Source organism: Halolamina pelagica (genome assembly GCF_900115675.1).
In the GTDB taxonomy this organism is placed as follows: domain Archaea; phylum Halobacteriota; class Halobacteria; order Halobacteriales; family Haloferacaceae; genus Halolamina; species Halolamina pelagica.
This window is the reverse complement of the sequence record NZ_FOXI01000002.1, coordinates 208,613-229,085: the sequence shown is the minus strand read 5'-3', so window position 1 is coordinate 229,085 and position 20,473 is coordinate 208,613. Positions and strand designations below refer to the sequence as shown.

Annotated in this window: 17 protein-coding genes, 1 tRNA gene and 1 pseudogene; 8 read left to right on the top strand and 11 right to left on the bottom strand. The window is 63.9% G+C overall.

Features of this window, described 5'->3' with window-relative positions:
• Positions 1 to 127 precede the first annotated feature (127 nt).
• The 3 genes from ilvD (at position 128) to BMZ83_RS03795 (ending at position 3,646) form a co-directional block, all read left to right on the top strand.
• On the top strand, positions 128 to 1,867 hold the full coding sequence (ilvD, locus tag BMZ83_RS03805) for a dihydroxy-acid dehydratase (protein WP_074875799.1): 1,740 nt from the start codon (positions 128 to 130) through the stop codon (positions 1,865 to 1,867).
• 47 nt (positions 1,868 to 1,914) lie between these two features.
• Positions 1,915 to 3,189, top strand: coding sequence for a HEAT repeat domain-containing protein (locus BMZ83_RS03800; RefSeq protein ID WP_074875797.1), 1,275 nt, complete (start codon positions 1,915 to 1,917; stop codon positions 3,187 to 3,189).
• A 70-nt stretch (positions 3,190 to 3,259) separates the two neighbouring features.
• Complete coding sequence (locus tag BMZ83_RS03795) at positions 3,260 to 3,646, top strand: DUF7522 family protein (RefSeq protein ID WP_074875794.1); 387 nt, start codon at positions 3,260 to 3,262, stop codon at positions 3,644 to 3,646.
• Here the strand turns inward: BMZ83_RS03795 and BMZ83_RS03790 are convergent.
• The gene (locus tag BMZ83_RS03790; protein ID WP_074875791.1) at positions 3,631 to 4,365 is read right to left on the bottom strand and encodes a protein sorting system archaetidylserine synthase; all 735 of its coding nucleotides are present in this window, start codon (positions 4,363 to 4,365) and stop codon (positions 3,631 to 3,633) included. The two genes, BMZ83_RS03795 and BMZ83_RS03790, sit on opposite strands and share 16 nt — an antisense overlap.
• A 126-nt stretch (positions 4,366 to 4,491) precedes the next feature.
• Here BMZ83_RS03790 and BMZ83_RS03785 point away from each other — a divergent pair, with 126 nt between their 5' ends.
• Positions 4,492 to 4,932: a cupredoxin domain-containing protein gene (locus BMZ83_RS03785; protein ID WP_074875789.1), complete on the top strand. Its 441-nt coding sequence runs from the start codon at positions 4,492 to 4,494 to the stop codon at positions 4,930 to 4,932.
• Positions 4,933 to 5,032: 100 nt separating this feature from the next.
• Here the strand turns inward: BMZ83_RS03785 and BMZ83_RS03780 are convergent, their stop codons facing one another.
• The 4 genes from BMZ83_RS03780 to BMZ83_RS03765 are packed head-to-tail and all read right to left on the bottom strand — an operon-like array spanning position 5,033 to position 7,541.
• A complete protein-coding gene (locus BMZ83_RS03780) occupies positions 5,033 to 5,665 on the bottom strand; it encodes a 30S ribosomal protein S3ae (protein WP_074875787.1) in 633 nt (210 codons plus the stop codon).
• Complete coding sequence (locus tag BMZ83_RS03775) at positions 5,662 to 5,904, bottom strand: KEOPS complex subunit Pcc1 (protein ID WP_074875785.1); 243 nt, start codon at positions 5,902 to 5,904, stop codon at positions 5,662 to 5,664. Before BMZ83_RS03775 ends, BMZ83_RS03780 begins: the two co-directional genes overlap by 4 nt.
• Positions 5,901 to 7,073, bottom strand: a complete 1,173-nt coding sequence (locus BMZ83_RS03770; RefSeq protein ID WP_074875783.1) for a hypothetical protein — start codon at positions 7,071 to 7,073, stop codon at positions 5,901 to 5,903. The genes BMZ83_RS03775 and BMZ83_RS03770 overlap by 4 nt, the downstream gene beginning before the upstream one ends.
• Positions 7,074 to 7,541 (bottom strand): 30S ribosomal protein S15, encoded by a 468-nt coding sequence (locus BMZ83_RS03765; RefSeq protein ID WP_074875780.1) that lies wholly within the window; start codon positions 7,539 to 7,541, stop codon positions 7,074 to 7,076.
• Positions 7,542 to 7,782: 241 nt separating this feature from the next.
• Between BMZ83_RS03765 and BMZ83_RS03760 the strand changes: the two genes are divergently transcribed.
• Positions 7,783 to 7,854, top strand: a tRNA-Ala gene (locus BMZ83_RS03760).
• A gap of 229 nt (positions 7,855 to 8,083) precedes the next feature.
• Here BMZ83_RS03760 and BMZ83_RS16195 read toward each other — a convergent pair.
• Positions 8,084 to 8,389: a hypothetical protein gene (locus tag BMZ83_RS16195; RefSeq protein WP_143076881.1), complete on the bottom strand. Its 306-nt coding sequence runs from the start codon at positions 8,387 to 8,389 to the stop codon at positions 8,084 to 8,086.
• 183 nt (positions 8,390 to 8,572) lie between these two features.
• Positions 8,573 to 9,784, bottom strand: a complete 1,212-nt coding sequence (locus tag BMZ83_RS03750; protein WP_074875775.1) for an FAD-dependent oxidoreductase — start codon at positions 9,782 to 9,784, stop codon at positions 8,573 to 8,575.
• Positions 9,785 to 9,870: 86 nt separating this feature from the next.
• On the opposite strand from BMZ83_RS03750, the gene BMZ83_RS03745 reads away from it, so the two are divergent.
• Positions 9,871 to 10,527: a helix-turn-helix domain-containing protein gene (locus BMZ83_RS03745; RefSeq protein WP_074875773.1), complete on the top strand. Its 657-nt coding sequence runs from the start codon at positions 9,871 to 9,873 to the stop codon at positions 10,525 to 10,527.
• Between the two features lie 201 nt (positions 10,528 to 10,728).
• Positions 10,729 to 12,183, top strand: a complete 1,455-nt coding sequence (locus BMZ83_RS03740) for an amidohydrolase family protein (RefSeq protein ID WP_074875771.1) — start codon at positions 10,729 to 10,731, stop codon at positions 12,181 to 12,183.
• 69 nt (positions 12,184 to 12,252) lie between these two features.
• On the opposite strand, the pseudogene BMZ83_RS03735 reads toward BMZ83_RS03740, so the two are convergent.
• A pseudogene (locus BMZ83_RS03735) lies at positions 12,253 to 12,651 on the bottom strand (IS6 family transposase); the annotation flags it as partial.
• 255 nt (positions 12,652 to 12,906) lie between these two features.
• Here BMZ83_RS03735 and BMZ83_RS16055 point away from each other — a divergent pair.
• On the top strand, positions 12,907 to 15,783 hold the full coding sequence (locus BMZ83_RS16055) for a PAS domain-containing protein (RefSeq protein ID WP_166623253.1): 2,877 nt from the start codon (positions 12,907 to 12,909) through the stop codon (positions 15,781 to 15,783).
• 143 nt (positions 15,784 to 15,926) lie between these two features.
• On the opposite strand, the gene BMZ83_RS03705 is transcribed toward BMZ83_RS16055, so the two are convergent.
• From BMZ83_RS03705 to BMZ83_RS03695, 3 genes are all read right to left on the bottom strand, one after another.
• Positions 15,927 to 16,748 carry a CPBP family intramembrane glutamic endopeptidase gene (locus BMZ83_RS03705; RefSeq protein ID WP_074875766.1) on the bottom strand — a complete coding sequence of 274 codons (822 nt, stop codon included), beginning with the start codon at positions 16,746 to 16,748 and terminating at the stop codon, positions 15,927 to 15,929.
• A 222-nt stretch (positions 16,749 to 16,970) separates the two neighbouring features.
• Positions 16,971 to 17,357 carry an NUDIX domain-containing protein gene (locus BMZ83_RS03700; protein WP_074875764.1) on the bottom strand — a complete coding sequence of 129 codons (387 nt, stop codon included), beginning with the start codon at positions 17,355 to 17,357 and terminating at the stop codon, positions 16,971 to 16,973.
• Positions 17,358 to 17,703: 346 nt separating this feature from the next.
• Positions 17,704 to 20,217 carry a sensor histidine kinase gene (locus BMZ83_RS03695; protein WP_074875761.1) on the bottom strand — a complete coding sequence of 838 codons (2,514 nt, stop codon included), beginning with the start codon at positions 20,215 to 20,217 and terminating at the stop codon, positions 17,704 to 17,706.
• Between the last annotated feature and the right edge of the window lie 256 nt (positions 20,218 to 20,473).

The following is a 20,473-nucleotide window of genomic DNA, read 5'->3' as shown; positions in this document are numbered from 1 at the left end:
TATTCCGTGCCGTGGCATAAACCTGTCGCCGGTATCCATCACGGTTAATAGGGATGAACTCCACTTAGAGTGGGCACGGACCCCACGCCCGGGACGGAGTTAAGTGCCCGCAGGGGTGTGTGGTGGTATGAGTCGGCAAGCCACACAGGACGACGACGGGGGGAAACCCCCGGATCTGCGGAGCAGCGAAGTGACCGAGGGGGCCGACCGCGCGCCACACCGCGCGATGTTCCGCGCGATGGGGTTCGACGACGAGGACCTCTCCTCGCCGATGATCGGCGTCGCCAACCCCGCGGCCGACGTGACGCCGTGTAACGTCCACCTCGACGACGTGGCCGACGGCGCGATCGCGGGCGTCGACGACGCCGGCGGGATGCCCATCGAGTTCGGCACCATCACGATCTCCGACGCCATCTCGATGGGGACGGAGGGGATGCGCGCGTCGCTGATCTCGCGGGAGGTCATCGCCGACTCCGTCGAACTTGTCGCCTTCGGCGAGCGCCTCGACGCGCTGGTCACCGTCGCCGGCTGCGACAAGAACCTCCCCGGGATGCTGATGGCCGCGATCCGGACGGACCTGCCGAGCGTCTTCCTCTACGGCGGCTCGATCCTTCCCGGCCAGCACGAGGGCCGGGACGTGACCGTCCAGCACGTCTTCGAGGGCGTCGGCACGTACGCGCAGGGGGAGATGAGCCGCGAGGAACTGGACGAACTGGAGCGCAACGCCTGCCCGGGCGCGGGCTCCTGTGGCGGGATGTTCACCGCGAACACGATGGCCTCGATCAGCGAGGCGCTCGGGCTCGCGCCGCTGGGGAGCGCCTCCCCACCAGCGGAGACCGAGGGGCGCACTCGCGTCGCCGAGCGCGCGGGGGAACTCGCGCTCGACGCCGTCGAGAACGACCGCCGGCCGTCGGACATCCTCTCCCGCGAATCCTTCGAGAACGCCATCGCGGTGCAGGTCGCGATGGGCGGCTCGACCAACGCGGTGCTCCACCTGCTCGCGCTGGCCGCCGAGGCCGGGATCGACCTCTCGATCGACGACTTCGACGAGATCGCCCGCCGGACGCCGAAGATCGCCAACCTCCAGCCCGGCGGCTCGCGGGTGATGAAGGACCTCCACGACGCCGGCGGCGTCCCGGTCGTGATCCGGCGACTGGTCGAGGCTGGCCTGTTCGACGGCGACGCGAAGACCGTCACGGGCCGCACGATCGCAGAGGAACTCGACGAACTGGACCTGCCGGCCGACAGCACGCTCGACGACACAGACTTCCTCCGGCCCGTCGAGGACCCGTTCCACGAGGAGGGCGCGATCAAGGTCCTGAAGGGCAACCTCGCGCCGGACGGCGCCGTCCTCAAAGTCACGGGCGAGGACCAGTTCCACCACGAGGGGCCCGCCCGGGTCTTCGAGAGCGAGGAGGACGCGATGCAGTACGTCCAGGAGGGCGGCATCGAGTCCGGCGACGTGATCGTGATTCGCAACGAAGGCCCGCGCGGCGGCCCGGGGATGCGCGAGATGCTCGGCGTCACGGCCGCCGTCGTCGGCCAGGGCCACGAGGACGACGTGGCGATGGTCACCGACGGACGGTTCTCGGGGGCGACCCGGGGGCCGATGATCGGCCACGTCGCCCCGGAGTCGTTCGCCGGCGGCCCCCTCGGCGCGCTGGAGGACGGCGACCACGTCACCGTCGACATCCCCGACCGCAGCCTCGACGTGGCGCTCTCGGACGCGGAGATCGAGCGACGGCTCGACGATCGTGATCCGCCCGAGCAGGAGTACACCGGCGGGGTGCTCGGCAAGTACGGCGCACAGTTCGGGTCGGCCGCCGACGGCGCCGTCACCAACCCCGCGCTGCGCCGGGAGCGGTAGCGCTCGGAAGGGAAACGCCTTAATCAGTTTCGGACCCAGTCACACGTATGACTGACGAGGAGGAGGCGACCGAGACCGAGGAGGAGGCGCTTCAGCTCTCCGCCGAGGAGATGGAGTCCCGCCTCGAGGAGGCGAGCGAGGCGCTCGAGGCCGCCGAGACCGAGGCCGACCTCGACGACGTCGAGGCCACCGTCGGCCGCGTGGCCGAGGCGCTGGAGACGGCCGACTTCCCCGAGGACGAGGAGGAGTCCCCGGGCGAGGAGATCCAGAGCCGCATCGACGAGCTCCGCGAGGGGATCGAGGAAAAGCGCGGCCCCTACGCCGAGGACGTGCTCGAGGAGATCGAGGCGTTCCGAACCCAGCTCACCGAGACGCGCTGGACCGCCAACGGCACGCCGGCGACCCGCGAGGCCGTCGACGCGTACCTGGACGCCGCGGGCGACGCGCTCGACACCGAGTTCGGCGACGCCGCGGACGAGGACCCCGAGGCGCTGGCGGCGGAACTCGACCGCGTCGCCGAGGCGATCGAGGACGCCGACCTCGACCCCGACGCGGACGCCGACACCGTCGCCGCGCTGGTCGGGGCGACCGAGGAACTGGAGACCGGGCTGGACGAGGCCGAGGAGTGGGACGACCTCCAGACCAACGAACAGCTCCGCGCGGAGGGGTTCTACGACGTGCTCGGCCACTACAAGGACTACCCCGTCGAGTGGGCCGCGCTGAAGGAGCACGAGCAGCAGGGCAACGTCGACCAGGTGCTCCGCGCGCTCGACGCGCTGGACTCCGACTTCATGGAGCGCCACTGCATGGAGGCGCTGACCCGGATGGGCGATCCGGCCGCGTTCGAGGAGATGCACGCCCGCGCCCAGAAGCGGGACAAGCCCGGGATCGAGGCGCTCGGGAAGATGGGCGCCGGCGCCGAGGAGGCCGTCGACACGCTGCTCGAGTACGTCGACGAGGACTCCGACCCGCAGCTCCAGAAGGTCACGTTCCGGGCGCTGGGCGAGATCGGCAGCGAGGAGGCGACGCAGGCGCTCGCGAACAAGCTGGAGATGGACGACGACAACGTCCGCCCCATCGCCGCCCGCGCGCTGGGCCTGATCGGCGACACGCGAGCGATCCAGCCGCTGGTCGAGACCATCGAGGAAGACGAGGAGCGCACGGTCCGCACCGCTGCGGCGTGGGCGCTCCGCCAGATCGGGACCCGCGAGGCGCTCGAGGCCGCCGCGGAGTACGAGGACGCCCGGGAGTACACCCTGCAGGCGGAGGCCGAGAAGGCCCGCGAGGCGCTCGAGGAAGAGGCCGCGGCCGTCGAAGCCTAATCGGCGCGCCCGGTCGTCACTGTTGCGCTCGAAGCTGTGGAATTAAGTGTGCCACTCGCACACAGCAGGTGTGAACGAGCACTACCAGCAGTTGGTCCAGCTGGTCAAAGAGCAGGCGGGCCGGAACTTGCGGTCGGCCTTCTGCTACGACGCCGACGACTGGACCGCCCTGTACGTCCGAACCGATCTCGCGACCGACGACCTCCAGTCGGCCGTCCCGTCGCTCGCCGAGCGGGCGCGGTCCCAGGAACCGCTCGTTCGAAACCGGGACTACCCCGGGCTCGGCGAGCAGCGGGCGTCGGTGTTCCTCCACGAGAACGCGGTTCTGGTCCAGTTCGACGAGCCCGAGACCGAGTCCGGGATCGTGCTCACGCTCGACAGCGACGTGGCACGGAACCTCTCCCAGTTCGTCGCGGAGTGTGAGACGGTGCTGGCGGACCCTCAGCGCCGCCAGTAGAGCACCGGCCCGAGCACGAGGTACGCCAGCGCGAGGTAGAGCAGCCCGAACGCGAACCCGCGGCCGTAGAGCCCGGGCAACAGGATCGCGCCGGCCTGGACGACCCCCATCACCAGCGCGTCCTGGGCGTGGAGGTCGGGGTAGACCACGTCACAGAGCATCAGCGGCGTCAGTACGGCCGCGAGTGCCAGGAGGAACCCCGCGTCGTGAAACCCCACGAGCACCGTCTCGCTGCTCCGGTAGCCGGTGAGCACGATGGCGCCGAAGATGGTCGCCGCGAGCGTCGTCGGAACGCCGACGGTCTCGTCGCTGTCGCTGTCGTAGGCGGTGTACAGTCCGAGTCGCGTGACCGCGGCGGCGACGTACAGTGCGGGGACGGCGACGCCGGCGAGCGCGAGGAGGCCGTCCGCGGAAAGTCCGGAGAGCAGCGACGCGGGGGTTCCCCACTCCCGCAGGGAGACGACGGCGACGAGGAACGCGGGCGCGACGCCGAAGGTGGCCACGTCCGCGAGCGAGTCGAGGTAGGGGCCGGCCTCGGTGCCGCCGTACTTCCGGGCGACGACGCCGTCGAGGCCGTCGGCGATAGCCCCGAGCAGCACGAGCCGGGCCGCGAGGCCGATGTCGACGGTCACGGCGACGACCGCGAGGAAGCCCAGCGCGGCGTTCCCGACGGTGACGGCGTCGGCTGGCCCGAGGCGGCCGAGGAACCGCGAGCGCATGTCCGGCCCGTCGACCGGCCCCGGTTTACGTGTTTACATCCGGACGACGGCCGGGTGGCGACTCGCTCGTCGTCCGGCCCGGGCCCGAATCACGGCGCCTAAATCGCTCGGGGTCCAACGCCGCGTATGGACCGCCGACGATATCTCGTCACCGCCGGAACCGCCGCCGCGGTGAGTCTCGGGGGCTGTCTCGGTCTGACTCGGGGGGAGAACACCGACTTCGACGTGGGGATGCGCCCCACCGCGTTCGACCCGCCGACGATCACCGTCGCCCGGGGGGAGGAGGTCGTCTGGGAGAACACGGGCACCCGCGACCACACCGTCACCGCCTACGAGGCGTCGCTGCCCGACGGCGCCGAGTTCTTCGCCTCCGGCGACTACGAGGACGAGGTGGCGGCCCGGGACGCCTGGGCCAACGGCGCCGGCGGGGCGCTGAGCAACGGCGACCAGTTCGCGCACACGTTCGAGATCCCCGGCGAGTACGAGTACTTCTGCATTCCCCACGAGAGCGGCGGGATGATGGGCACCGTGATCGTCGAGGACCGCACGCCGACGCCGCCGGAGTAGGCGTCGCCCGCGTGAGCGACGCCGCCGCTCACGAGCCGCGGAAAAGCGAAAAGCGCGTGAATCAGCCGTCGTCCGGCCGCCGTCGGCCGGCAGTCGTCGATTACTCGAGGTCGGCGTCCTCCTCGTCCACGTCGACCGAAGCCTCCTCCTCGGCCTCGACCTCCTCGGGTCGGGCCTCGAGAGACAGCTTCTGGACCTCGACGCGGCGCAGCGGGTAGATCTCCTTGGCCTCGCCGTAGATGGCCGAGGAGACCCGGCCCTCGACGACGCTGTCGACCAGCTGCTCGAAGGTGCGCTCCTCGGCGGCGTCCTCGACGATGTCGACCATCACCGAGCGGATCGCCTGCTCCTGAGAGCGGTCGGCCTTCTGGGTCGTCAGCGCGACGGGCTGGATCTTGACGCGGTAGTCGTCCGTGGTCAGCAGCGTGACCGTGGCGGCGACCTTCGAGGCGCCGCGTCGGACCAGCGAGCGCAGGTAGTCCCGCGTGAGTTCGTACTGGATGAACTCGGTGTAGGCGGCGTCGCTGCCCACGTCGTTGATCTTGAACGTCAGCTTGCTGTTGTTCTGTCCCTGGTCGCCCTCCATCTCGCCCTGCGTGGTCTCGATGGTTCGGCCGACGACCTGGTTCGGTTCCTCCGCGACGGTCTCACCGATCTCGGCCCGGTCGAACTGCTCGGGCGCGAGCACGGTGTACCATCGTTTGCCTTCGACTTTGTTGGATGTCTCGCTCATGGGTTGTGGGTGTCGCGTGCCGTCTCGCAGACGGCGTCCGCGACGGTCAGGTTGACGAGGTAGTCGTCGACGGAGGCGGCCAGCCCGCCAGCGTCCTCGCGGACGATGGTGGTCCGGACCGCGTCGCCGTCGACGGCCGTCGTCATCGCATCGGTGTTGTCGGGAGCGAGCGCGGCGGCCACGACCCGCGGATCGTCGTGGGTGGTGGCGAGCGTCGCCTCGTGGGTCGCCTCGCTCATAGCGCCTCCCGGAACGCGTCCGTGAACTGTTCGGTGTCGACGTCGAAGCGCGCCCAGCCGGCGTCGTCCGTGCCGTGCCCCGTCCCGTCGACCGCGCTCGCGGCGGTCGCGACGGCGTCGCCGATCCCCGACTCGCCCGCGGCGGCCGCGGCCCCGTCGGCCACGGCCAGCGCGACCGGTTCCGGCGACCGGAACTCCCGCGCGAGGCGGGCGACCGCCGGCAGGATCGCGGCGTCGGCGTCCCCACAGTCGAGGACCCACACGCCGTGGTGCCGGGCGGTCGTCGCCGCGTGCAGCGCCTCGTGGACGGCCGTCCCGTACTTCCGCCAGGCCGCGAGTGCGGCATCGCGCACGTCCTCGGTCCCGGCCGCCCGCTCGCCCAGCGCCAGCGAGATGCCGGCGGCGGGGGCGGTGCGGGCGGCGGCGTCCAGTACGTCGGCGTAGCCGCCGAGCGTACGGAACGGCGCGTCCGGGGTGCGGTAGGGGCGGAGCGCACGCTCGATGTTCCGAGCAGCGCGCTCGGTCGCCCCCGCCGCGGTCACCGTGTCGACGGTGACCAGCGAGGCGAGTCGACGGTCGAACTCCTCGCCGCTGCCGACGCCCGCAGCGTGTGCGTCGGCCGCGTCGGCGTCGCCGGACTCGGCGTCCGTCCCGAGTTCGGCGACCAGCGCGGCCGCCGCGTCCTCGTCGCCCGAGAACGGGCCGTGCAGCAGCGTCGACGCCGCGAGCCCGGCCGGGATCCCGTCGGTCGGAATCGCGATTCCGGGCCCGCGATCGAGTCGGTCAGTCGCCTGTGCGGCGTCGAGTGCCGCGTCGGCGGCCCGGACCGTCTCGCCAGCGGCGATCGTGCCGGCGAGGGCGAGTACGGGATCCGGATCGGCGCCGAGCCGGCGAGCCAACTCGAACGCGGTCGGGCTCGCCGGGCGGTCGAGGGATGCGTCACCGTCGACCGCGGTCGGCCCGACGGCGACGGTGACGGCGTCCTCGGTTCCGGCGGCCGCCTCGTCGTCGAGGCGGAGTTGGAACGGGGTGGCGGTCTCGGCACACGCCCGGGCGAGGAGGCCGGCAGCCGCGAGGCTGTCGCCGTCGCTGGCGGCGGCGACCCGAACGAACGGGGCCGTCGACAGGGTGTCGGCGAGTGGCTCCTCGACTGGGCGCGCGCTCGACATCTATCCTTCGAGGATCTCTTCGGCGGTCTCGTAGTCGTACTCGAACTCCGCGTCGAGCTCGTCGCCCTGGTAGTAGTCGACCAGGCGACGGATCTTGGACTCGGTGTTCTGCAGGGCGCGCTTGTTCTGGGCGTCCTGCGGGTTCCGGTCCATGTGCTTGCGCAGGCCGACTGCCCGCTCCATCAGGTTCCGCAGGTCCTCGGGGAGGTCCGGGTCGGCGTCGTTCTCCTCGAGGATCTCGGTGACCTTCTTCCCGGTCGCCAGCTTGACGTCCGGGATGGGCGTGCCCTTCACACCCTCGTCGCGCAGTTTCAGGCCGATCTGACTGGGATCGTGGCCCTGCTCTGCGAGTTCGACGACGCGGGATTCGATCTCCTCCGCGTCGACGTCGCTCCACTCCGGCGGCTCGTCTGCCACGGGGGCGTCCGAACCGGACGACCCGCGGCGGCGTGTGTGCATTCGTGCCATTGTCTGAGTTGGAACGGCACTGACCGCGAAAAGACCGACTACACGTCGGTACACTTCCGCAATCCCAAGCCCGGTCGCCCGGGCGAGTCAGATTTGCGGCCGTGCTGTTCCCATGGGTGAGTGGCCGGCGAGGGGCTTAATGGCTTTCCATCCGCGACGGTGTCGATGTGGCGCCGCCGCACACGCCGTCGGGCATCGAAGCCCTTAATAACGAAACCGGGGTACGGTTGGATGCGTTCGCGGGCTCGTAGATCAGTGGTAGATCATCCCCCTGGCACGGGGAAGGCCCGGGGTTCAAATCCCCGCGAGTCCACTCGAACCTTACTGCCGCATCAAGAGTTCCCAGTTTCAACGCTACGCGTTTCTACGTGCGGATTATCGGCATTCAGAGTTTCCGTAACTTCCCTTTCCCGGAGCGATTAACCTCCCCGGAGGAGGGCGGGTCGACGCCCTCTGCTTCCGCGCGACGGGGGACGAGGTGGTGCGTACGAGTTCGCTCTCCGACGGAGAGCCGCTCATCTGCGAGTTTTGTGGACTCCCGATCACCGAAGACCACCAGGACTGCCCCGCGCTCGCCGACGGCAGGTATCAGCCATGAGCTGCGGGCAAGTCTTCTCGCGGTTCAACGCCGCCGCAAGTCCTTCCTCGAGGCAGAGGTCGGCCCCGTCGACCCTTCCACTTCGTGTGGGGAGAGAGCCTGTGACGAGGACGCCGTCTACCGCGTTCCGTGGCACAGCGTTGGCGGCGACATCGCGTACTGCGGCTACCACCTCGGCCGCTATCAGGATCAGCATCCCGACCTCTTCGAGCGCGTCCAGGCCGCCGTCGATGCGGACTTGACAGCGCACGCGACGCCGACGTCTCGGCGCCTGGGGAGCTGATCCGGAACCGGATTCAGCGGCATCGACAAGTGTTGTCGACGGGCGCGTTTAGCACTACGTTGACGAAGAAAACGTGAGGGTGAGAACGATCCGTTCCCCGTCCAGAATCTCATTCGGCTAGATACCGCTGAAGCCCGAACCAGCCATCCCTTACCCCGACCATGGGACACTTGTCGAGTCCCCGATTGGTTTCTCTGAGAGTGAGGTATTCGTTATTCGATTACGACGAACGTAACGAACGACGCTATCGGGCAGCAAATTGACCCCAACGTTCCGTGCTCGGTATGCGAAATACGACTGAGTAGTCCCGAGCGATCCGAGCCAGCGAGATTCGGTGCGGATACGGCCAGCACGCTGTTTTCGCTCTCGTTCGTATGTTTCGAAAGCTGCCGTGGGATCAGCTCGTGTGGTGAGTGCGGTAGCTAACGCGACAGCGTCCTCGATCGCCTGTGCTGCACCTTGCCCGGCGAAGGGTAGCATCCCGTGGGCTGCGTCACCGGCGAGAACAACGGACCCGCGATACCACTGTTCGAGTTTTGGTACGTCTGTGAGACCAGTCGTGATGATGTCGTCGGAACCGAACGATTCGATCGCAGTGGGGATTGGCTCTGGGAAGTTGCTGTAATATTCGCGCACCCAATCCGTACGATTCTGGCGGTTACTGGTCGCGGGTTCAAACCGGTTCGGAACCGTAGCGAACCAGTAAAACCGGTCCGAACCGATAGGAGCACCACCAGTGTAGGTGCCGTGCCCCCAGACCTCCAATCCCGTTGATTGGTACTGCCCGGGCAAATCACAGGTCGTGACAGCTCGATAAACCGCAGTATCACGCGCTTGTATTTCGGTTTCTGGTGCGACCGCGTCGCGAACGTTCGAGTTGATACCGTCCGCGCCGATGATTATGTCAGGGTGGATACGGGTCCCGTCTTCGAATCGAACGGTTGGCGAGTCCGTGTCGTCGACGGCCGTACAGGCCTTGCCCGTACGGACCTCTACGTCGAGTTCGTCAAGGAGTATCCGTTGGAGATCGCCACGGTGGATTGCAACGTAGCCATAGTCGAAGTACGTTCGTTCGACGTCGTCGAGGTCAAATCGTTGCAGCACTCGCCCGCTCGGTGAGAGGATACGAGTATCGTCAAGTACCACCCCCGCGGACTGGATCCGGTCTGCGATTCCCAAACGTTCAAACACCAATAACGCATTCGTCTGGAGGAGGATTCCAGCACCCACCGGACGGTATTCAGATGCCGCTTCGTAGACTGTCGGCGACAGTCCTCGCTGTTCAAGAGCGATGGCGGTCGTAAGCCCACAGATGCCGCCACCGATAATTGCGATGTCGTTCGAGTCAGCGGTGTGTTCCATAGGTGATAATACGGCCCCGATGGTGGAGACGTGCCTGCCGGTCAAACACGGTCTTTTTTATTGGAATTGCAGATACTCTCCTGTCGATGCGGTATCTCAGTGTCGAGATGACTCCTGGTGACGACGGAGGATTCCATCCTGTCGGGGCAAAGTTACGGGAGGAACCGGCGATTACCCGGGAAGCAATTCACCACATCGAACTACTCGCGGACGAGACAGTGTTGGTCTTCGCTGAGGGGAGTGGTGACTCCGACCGGTACGAAGCAATCATGTCCGAGTCCTCGCTCGTCGACGAGTATCTCGTCTCTGGAGTCGACCGGTGGATGGCAGTGAACCAGTTCGAACCCTCAACCGAGACACGGCGCTTGCTCGAACTCGAGCGTGGGTCACATGTTGTCATCGAGACTCCAGTTCCAATCAATGCTGATGGGTCGGTTCGAGTCACCTTTGTGGGGAGCGACTCGGCGTTTCAAGACGTCTTTCACCGTGTCGATGAGGAACTTTCGCTCTCGTTCGAAATTGTTGAAACCGGGAGCTACGATCCAGATACAGATTCCCTCCGTCGGGTATTGACGACACGCCAGCAGGAGGTGCTTGAAGCCGCTGTTGACGTTGGTTTCTATAATGCACCTCGGGAAGCAACGCAACGCGACGTAGCTGAGCGCATCGGGATTGCGCCCACCACCGCGGGGGAGCACCTGCGAAAGATCGAGGAGCGGGTATTCGACGCTCTTACTCGATGAGAGGGTGTCAAAGAACTATTCGCCAGGGTTTGATTTCACCCTGGATCAAATGAATCAACCGTCAGAACGAACCTGCGAACTGATCGACAGTGACCCCGCCAGATCTCGTTGATCGTTAGCCCAGGTTGGTGAGTATAGGACGCACATTCAGCAGAGACGTGCCAATATGTTATTGAGGTGAGCCGACGAACACATCGGCTAATGACTGATCTCCTGATTCACGATGCGACCGTCGTCACGGTGAATCGAGAGAATCAGATACTGAAGAACGGCTCTATTCGGGTGACGGACGGAACTATTTCGTCAGTCGAACCGACTGACCCCGCGGATCGGGACTCAACTGCAGAGCATGTGATCGACGCCAGCGGCAAGATCGTGATTCCTGGCCTCATTGACGCCCACCGCCACACCGATTTCACGCTCGTCCAGGGGTTGTTCAGCGAGCTCGACGGCAGTGAACTGCTCAAAGAGGCCTTCGCGTTGTACCACACCGCCGAACCGACCCTGGGCGAATCGTTCTTCGAAGCCGCGTGGGAACTCGCCTGCCTGCGGCAACTCACACACGGCGTCACGACGGTCAACGCGATGGACTTCACGCCGGAGCTCGGGGCGGAAGCCGTCGGTGAATCCGGGGTACGCGGTGTGATCGGCCCGGAGCTTGCAGACTTCGTCAACCCCGCCTCCGCGTCCGAACAACTCGCGGACGCCCGTCGGTTCATCGATACCTACCACGACAGCTACGAGGGGCGTGTCACCGCAAGTATCGCACCGGGCGGTGAAGCCGGCTGTTCGCGGGAACTCTGGGAGGGTGTGGCTGAACTGCGAGCCGACTACCCCGACTTGCGTCTCCACACTCACCTGTACGACTCGGCTGAGGCCGACACCATGGCGGCGGGAAGCGGTGCCGACGACCCGCTCGACCTGCTCGACCGATACGGCCTCCTCGATGAGCGAACGCTGCTCACTCACCTACTGCACGCAAACCGGGACGACGCGCGACGGATCGCCGACGCCGGCGCGCACGTGCTTCACTGTCCGACGGTGTACAGTTACTTTCAGGCCGGGAATCGAACCTGGTTCCCGCTCCCGGCGCTTCGAGAGTTCGACGCGAACGTCGTCATCGGCCTGGACGATCCGTTCTGGTTCGATTCCTGGGACCTCATCCAGGAAGCCAAACACGCCCGAATGTTGTCGAACTTCCAATACGGAGCCCAGCAATGGTCCTCGTACGACCTCCTCGAAATGCTTACCATCGACGCCGCACGTGCGCTTGGTCTCGACGACCAGATCGGGAGCCTCGAACCGGGGAAACGCGCCGACTTGGCCATAATCGATGTCGATACCCCCCGCCACCAGCCATACAGCAATCTCCCGTCGGTGCTGACGAACTCGGTCACTGCGGGGGATGTCGAGACGGTCGTCGTTGACGGTGAGGTCCTGATGGAGGAACGGGCGGTCCGATCGATGGACGTCGAGCGCGTTCGCACAGCCGCCACGCGAGAACGGGAACGCCTGCAGACCCGTACTGGCTGGGAAACGTCACTCGCCGGCAGTACACCTCCGAAGAAATCGATACTCCGACGCGTGTCTGCACGACCACTGTTACGTGCGATGCGACAATACGGCCGTGGCGTTGTCAACCAACACAATTGGTGATCGAAACATCATTCGAACTCCCGGGTTCACGTCCCGAAATAACTCTTTCCGCTCTGTTGGGGGGAGTGTTCAGACAAGCTGGTTCCATGCGAAGGCGAACGATTGAAGCCAATTTTCGACGGTGTTTGCGTCGGCATGGCTGAAACAGTTTGAGAACCGGTCGGTTCGGCGTTTTAGCTCTCGAGAGACACGTTCGACGCGGTTCCGATTACCGTGTTTCTCGTATCTGCAATCGAGGTCGTGCCGGTGGAGAGCTGCTTGCAGCCACGGTGCAGAATCGACGAGAAAGAGTGCATCATCGACGAGACGTTTGTCGCGGAGTTCAGCGACGAACATCTCGGTAATCGTTTGATTGCTGGTCGGAGAGAGCTTGACGTGGAGCAAGCGGTTCGTGTCGGAATCGACCGCCGCATACAGCCAGAACCGTTCGTCGTCGAGCCGGATCACGGTCTCGTCAACCGCGACGTGACCCGAGCCGCTGGCGCTTCCGGCAGGCCAACAGCGCCGCGCTTGGCACCTGGGATCACCGAACGGTTCGGTGGCATGTTATTCATCTTGGTAGACCAAGCCGAATCGGCATCCGTCGGACGAGCGAGTAGGGTACACGATGGAGATCACCCACAGCGACAGGGTCCCCGCAAGCGGTGTGATGGCGGGAACTCCTCCGAGTTGTCGGCGCTCGAGAACGGGATTCGCGAAAGGTTTCCCACCCCGGCCACTGCGATGAGCGAGTCCGGACAGCAAGCGAGACGCGACCTCTACGAGTTGCTACGGAGCGAGAACACCTTCGAACAGAAAGCACGAGGGGCTCTCGAACTCGGCAGACGGTATCTCGATGCGGACAACGGACATCTCACGCAGATCGACCAGCAGACCGGGCACTGGGAGGCGATAGTCAGTACCGACGGACCGGGTGGCGACTTCCCGCCGGGGCTCGAACTAGACCTCGGCACAACGTACTGTCGGCGAACGATCGAGGCGGACGCCCCGATCGCAGTCAGTGAGGCCCCGAACCAGGGCTGGGCTGACGATCCAGCGTTCCAGCAGCACGGACTGCACTGCTATCACGGGACGAAGCTCATCCTCGACGGGAAGCCGTACGGAACGGTCTGCTTCGTCGCTGAGAACCCCCGGAAAGAGCAGTTCAGTGAGGATGAGACGATGTTTGCCGAACTCATTGCCCAGATGCTCGAACGCGAACTCGAACGGGAGCGACACGAGGCACAACTCCACCAACAGACCAACCTCGCCGTCGTGCTCAACAGGGTGCTTCGACACAACCTCCGCAACGGGATGACCGTCATCCGTGGGTACACCCAGCTCGTGGGCGGCAAACGGGACAACGATACCATGAGGCAAATGGCCCTCCAGAAGATCGATTCGATCCTCGAATTGAGTGAGAAAGCCCGCCAGTTGAGCTCTGTTATTGCCGTTGACCAGGAGCGGGAGCCCGCCGACATCGTTTCACTCGTGCGTGATTGCGTGAACTCCGTCGAACAGTCGTACCCGAACGCGAACGTTACGATAGCGGCCGAACAAGAGGCGCAGGCGTCGATACTGACGAGTTTCGGGCGGGCGGTCGAGGAACTCATCGAAAACGCCGCCAAGCACGGTAGTGATTCCCCGACCGTCACCGTCACCGTAGAGACCGTTCCGAAGGCGGTCGAAATCCGGATAACAGACGACGGGCCGGGGCTGTCCCGCGACGAAGCCGACGTGCTCGAGACCGGTGAGGAGACCCCGCTGAAACACGGTTCTGGACTGGGTCTGTGGCTGGCGCACTGGATCGTCAGTAGTAACGATGGGACGATCACTCCGGCAATCACTGACGACGGAACGACGTTGACGATCACCGTACCACGGGGGCCGATGGGCAGCAATGACGACCAACTGACCGAACTCAGTCGCGCGCGCGACCAGTACAAAGCGAGCTTCGAGGAGGCAGGTGACGGCATGACGATCACTGACGATTCGGCGCGGATTCTGGCTGTCAACGCGGAAGCCGCCCGCATCTATGGCGAGGACCGACAGGCGTTGCTCGGACGGTCGATGCAGGAGTTCCTCCCCAGTGAGTTCGACTTCGAGGCAGAATGGGGGGAGATCCAGTCCAGCAAGATGAAACGCGACGAACTGGACATCGTCAGTCCCGACGGCGGGGTCAGCCCCATCGAGTACACGGCCAAAACCGACATCGTCCCCGGCCAGCATCTCATCGTCAGCCGCGACATAAGCGAGCGCAAGGAACGCGAACGAGTCCTCCAGGCGACGGCGAACCGGCTCGAAACCATGGTCAACCTTTCCCCCGAGCCGATACTGGCACTCGATGCCACTGGAGCCATCCAACTGTGGAATAACGCGGCCGCGGAGGTGTTCGAGTTCGAGGCGGAGGCCGTTCTCGGTGAGCGAATCCACTCCCTCGACCTGTTTAACCCTTCCCAGGCTTCCGACTTCGAAGAACGCCTCGAACGCGTCCTGGCAGGGGAGACTATCCGTAACCTCGAGGTCCAGCGCCAGACGGGCGACGACACGACCGTCGATCTGCGAATCTCCGCGGCACCGTTGCGAGGTGAGGCCGATTCGGTTACCGGACTGATCGCGGTCACAACAGACGTGAGCGAGGAGAAAGCACGCAAACGTGAACTCGAACAGACCCAGGAACGCTATCGCATCGTTGCCGAGAATTTCCCCAACGGTGGCGTCTTCCTGTTCGATTCCGACATGCGGTTTCAGGTCGCCGCTGGCAAGGGACTCGAAGACGCCGGCCTCGATCCTGCGGGTCTCGAAGGGCTACACGTCCGGGAAGCGCTCGACGGCGAGATCCCGTCGCCCTTCATCGAGATGTGCCAGGCTGCACTCGACGGGGAGTCCCAGCGGAAGGAACTCCCCTTCATGAATCGAACCTACCAGGTACAGACCGTTCCCGTCGAGGACACCGACGGTGCGGTCTACGCAGGGATAGCGATGACCCAGAACGTCACCAATCGCAGGGAACGCGAGCGGTTCGCCAGCATGGTCAGCCACGACCTCAGGAACCCGCTAAACGTGGCACAGGGCCGACTCACTCTCGCTCGAGAATCGGGAGAGTGGGACCACCTCGACCACGTCGAATCTGCCCTCGGTCGTATTGAAACGCTCATCGAGGACGTGCTCTCCCTGTCACAATCCGAAACGGCCGTCGAAGAGCGCGAACTGATCGACCTCGCGACGATCGTGAACAACTGTTGGGGCAGCGTCGACACGGCCGACGCGACGTTCACCAACCGCCTGGAAGGGACGATACGCGCCGACGAGACCCGTCTCAAACAGGTCTTCGAGAACCTGTTTGGCAACGCGTATGAACACGGCGGCGATGGCGTCTCCGTGACCGTCGGGAACCGGGACGACGGTTTCTACGTCGAGGACACCGGTCCCGGGATTCCAGTGTCGGACCGGTCGACCGTATTCGAGGAAGGCCACTCGTCGGATTCCGATGGGACCGGACTCGGACTGAGTATCGTCGAGCGGGCTGTCGAAGTTCACGGATGGGACATACGTGTGGAAGAGGGCTCTGCCGGTGGTGCTCGCTTCGTGATCAGCGGTGTCGAGTACGAACAGCCCTGATCGCACGAGTAGCCATCTCGGTGGTCGAACCCGACCGTGCTGCAGTGGGGGATCGAAGCGACGGCCGCAGCACGCGCTAACGGCGCCGTCCTGCGTTTCAGACGACCCTTCGTGAGGCAAATCGTTACAGTAGAAAGAACCCATTACGGGTCGACACGAGGACCGCTGTGGGACCTGAATTCCGGTGTCAAGGACCGCCCGAATAGGACGACGAGCGCGAAGACTATCAACCACCACGACCCTGATCCGACGACGAGGGTGAGCAGCGCCGAACTGTCCAGCGTGCCCCCGGACCCCTCTAGAAGTGCACCAACGTTCGTCGACGCGTGCATCACCATCACCGGGAGGACGCTGCCGCCCGTGACGTTGACGAACGCACCGAACGCGACTGACGCGCCGATCACGAATACCGTGTACGCTAGGAGGGGCACCGGCTCGAGAACGAAGTTGCGGTGTCCGAGGAACAACGGGAGATGCCACGCCCACCAAACCACCCCGATCCCGATCCCCGCAGTCAGGACTGACGTGTGTTCTTGCAGTCTCGGTTGGAGAAACCCGCGCCAGCCGATCTCCTCGACCCCGCCGAAAAGGAGTGTGTTGGCGAAAAGGAAGAGCAGGATGAGGTACAGCGCTCCCGGGGGAGCGTAAGCCAGTGACCCGCCACCCAGTGCCCGAAACACTTCCCGTACGTTCGTAATCGCGAAGGGAACGAGCAAGGCGACGAGATACAGGGAGGGGCGAACCCGCCAATCGAGAACGTTCCGGAGCCAAGACTGCAGTGAGACTTCACTTGCCCAGACGACGACTATCGCACCAATCGGAACGCCCCACTGCCGTGGGAACGTCGTCGGAACCGTATCCCACCACCCGAAGGTGAAATATAGAGCGTCCCACCCCCACGTCCACCCAAATGTGACGACGAAGAACGTCAGAAGGGGATTCTGATCGACCTGTTCACGCAGCATCGGTGTCCGTCCGTCTGGTTTTCACCTCTCCGTCATAACTGTATCCGACAGAGGTCCCACTTCCGCCGGACGATCTGTCCAACCACGCCGTTTACTAACTGTACTGGACGGTGTGTGTCTCACCTGCCATTTGGTACTTGCTCCTTCTGTACTTACGGAACCACTCATCACGTCGAGTTCTCACCGACTAAGTGGGTGTGAAACAGCCGGCAAGGAGGGTGGTTACTCGTTGATCGTGGACCGCAACACGTCACGGTCGACTTGTCTCGTCTCGGTGGGTGAGGAAAGGATTCGGTCGATCGTCCAGAATTCGAGCTCCTCGGCTTCCACACCAGCCGTTAATGTTCCACCCGCCCTTTCGTATTCGAGGAGATACGTGATCAGGTTGTAGTGGCGATCAAGGTGTTCGGAGTGCGTGACGGTGAGTAGCTCGACGTCGGATGCGTCAGCCTCAATTCCGGTTTCCTCCGCCAGTTCACATACTGCGGCGTCTATCGGCTCTTCGTCAGCTTCCGGGTTCCCCCCGGGAAACTCCCAGTCAGCCTTCGAGACGGGGTTCATTAGTAGCACTGAATCGCCATCCAGAACGACGACATCGACCGCAGGCACGGCGTTCAAGAAGTGCCGAAAGCCGCACTCCGGGCAAACTTTCCTCGTTCGACCGTGAACTTCTCGGGTAACCAGTTCGCTCCCACATTGGTGACAATAACGGGGTTCAACGGTAACCATGCGCCACTCTCGTGATTTCGTCGTGATATTCCCACCGGCTCGATCATCTACCATCCGTAAAATTGGGCGTCGAACCAGCGGTACATGGGGATTGAGACGTTTTGCTCTAGCGAAGAACTACGAGTCTGCCTTCGATGTGGTGCCGCTAAACGCTCAGAGGATTTTTGGGGAGTAGTTGGTCCATACCCCTCCAGAGGACTCAGCTGACTGTGACTCGATCTCGGTTCTACGTATTGAATGGTAGTTGAAGCGTAACGACACTCCCGGTGGGTTCAGCGTCGTCGAATCGGATATCGCCATCCGTTCGGGACACGATCCGTTTGACGAGCCACAGCCCCATCCCGCTACTGTGTGTCAACGAGTCGATGTCTGCATCTCCCGAAATCACGCTTCGTTCTTCCGGTGGGATCCCCGGCCCGTTATCTGTAACGTGGAGTTCAACCACCGTCCCGTGTTTCGTTGCCGTCACCCCCACTTTCGCTGGCCCGTCGCCGGTATGCGCGATCGCGTTCTCGACGAGTTCTTCGATGGCCCGTTGTAGCTCCGGAATCGACAGCAGCTGTACGTCCGCCGGCACTTCGACCGTGATCTCTGCGTCCGGATGCTCCGTCGTCACACGTTCGACAGCGGTATCCACAACGTCGGCGAGGTTGAGGTGTGTTGGATCCGACTGGTTTGAGAGGAGTTCAACGATCTCGTGCTGCTTATCCGTCTGTTCGAGGATGCGACCGGCCACTCTTTCGATCGTCGTGCCTACCTCGACCACCTCATCCGACCCCTGAGCTTGAAGCATCTCCGCGTGACCCAGGATCACGTTCAGTTCGTTGTGAAGGGTATGCCGTAGCATCCGATCGAGGGACGCAATGTGTTGTTCCCGCTCGATCTGTTCGGTCAGATCACGCATCGTCGCGACGATCCCCTCGACGTGGCCAGTGTCGTCTTCGAGCGGGTAATATCGGATGTCGAACGTGCGGTCCGCTCGTTCCGGCCGTGATCGCGTCATCCGGTACTGGACTGTCTCGCCGTCGAACGCTCGCTCCAGGTATGGTTCGACCGTTTCGTAGGTATCCGAACCGATGCCGTCGTCGAGCATCAGCTCGGTCAGCGACTCGGTATCGAGGCCGTGGAAGTCGCGGTATGCCTCGTTGGCAAAGAGGTAGTGCTTTTCTTCGTCTATCGCGGCGATTAACTCCTTGGCACCTTCAACCGCGGATTCGTACTGTCGGAGCCGGAACTCCCGCTCCTTGCGGTCAGTGATGTCCTGCTGGATGGCGACGTACGCTTCGATTTCTCCGTCGTCGTCAGTCAATGGGGCGATCGTCTGGTGGGCATAGTACACGTCACCTGATTTCCGCCGGTCCTGGATCTCTTCCTCCCAAACGTTTCCGCTGGAGATGGTCGCCCACAACCGGTCGTAGTACTCGTCGGACATCTCGCCGGAGTGGAGAACGTGCGGCGTCTGGCCGACGACCTCGTCGCTGTCGTAGCCGGTCACCCGTTCGAAGGCCGGATTTACGTACGTGATGGTCCCGTCCTGATCAGTCATGTAGATCGCGTGGCCGGCCGATTCGACCGCTCGCTGGAACCGACGGAGCATCTGCTGGTACTCGACGCGTTCGGTCACGTCCTCTTGGAACCCGACGTAGTGCGTGACCTCACCCATATGGTCGGTAACCGGAGCGATCGTCACGCGGTTCCAGAACTCCGTGCCGTCCTTGCGGTAGTTCCGCAGTTCGACGGTTACGGGTTCTTCGGCGTCGATGGCCTCACGCATCTCGGCGACTGGGCGAGGGTCGGTGTTCTCACCTTGGAGGAATCGACAGTTCCGTTCGAGTGTCTCTTCCTGCCGATAGCCAGTCAATTCAGAGAACTTGTCGTTCGCGTAGATGAGCGGATTGTCCGGTTCGGTGGCGTCAGCTATCGTGATGCCGACGGGCGCTTCGTCGATGGCCCGATTCGTGAGGCGCAGTTTCCGCTTTCGTTCTCGACGGTCGCTAACATCCCGGAGAACGAGAATGACCGCCGGGATTTCGGTCCACGTCACCTTGGCCGCGGTAATCTCAACCGGGGTACGTATCCCGTTCGCAGCGATGAGGTTCCCGTTACGGTGGTCGAGCGTCCGAGAGCCTGACTGTACCGCGTCAAGGAGATCTCTGATCGGAGTGCCGTCGTCCGAGAGGAGAACGTCCGCTACGGAGTCGTTCGCTATCCGGCTCCGGTCGCCGTCGTAAATTTCGGTAACACCAGTATCGTTGAGATACGCTATCTCACCGTCGCGAACGATCCCAACGATGTCGTGTGCGGCGTTGAGGAGTGTTTTCGCTCGTGTTTCCGTGTCGACGATGTCACGCTGGTCGCGGTAGTATCTGACTGCGTCGGTGATGAGCGTCGCAAGGCGACCCCACTGGTTCTCGTGGCGTTCCTTGATGAGATAGTCGGTGACCCCGGCGGAGATGGCGCGACTGGCGACCCCTTCGCCCCCCTCGCTCGTGAAGAGGATGAACGGAAGTGTCGGAGCTTGTGCACGCACGGCTTCAAGGAACGCGACGCCGTCCGTGTCCGGGAGGTCGTGATCGCTGATAACGCAATCGACCTGCGTCTCTCTGTCCAACACGTCGATCGCCTCCCCGACCGACGTTGCGGAGACGACCCGGATATCGCCGTGCTCCGGAAGCACGCGCTCACAGGCGGCGGTGAATTCCCTGTCAGCCGTGACCGCCAGAACGCTGATTTGCTCCACGGTTCTAGGTAGTAGGTAGCCCCCTCTCTCAATCAAAGTGGCTGTTCACTCCGGGCGTGCCACGGAAACGTCCTCACGAGGGGGGATTCAGCGGTGTTCGACTGAACAACCCGCTCAGTAGGCGTTCCAACGTATCACTGAACGTCTTGGCAGATCTTGTTTACGGGTACGCGACGCCGCTGAATCAGCACGCAGTATGATACAGTCGTTCAGGGGGGCTTAATTGACACATAGCTACTTACCCCCGCCGTTCTCG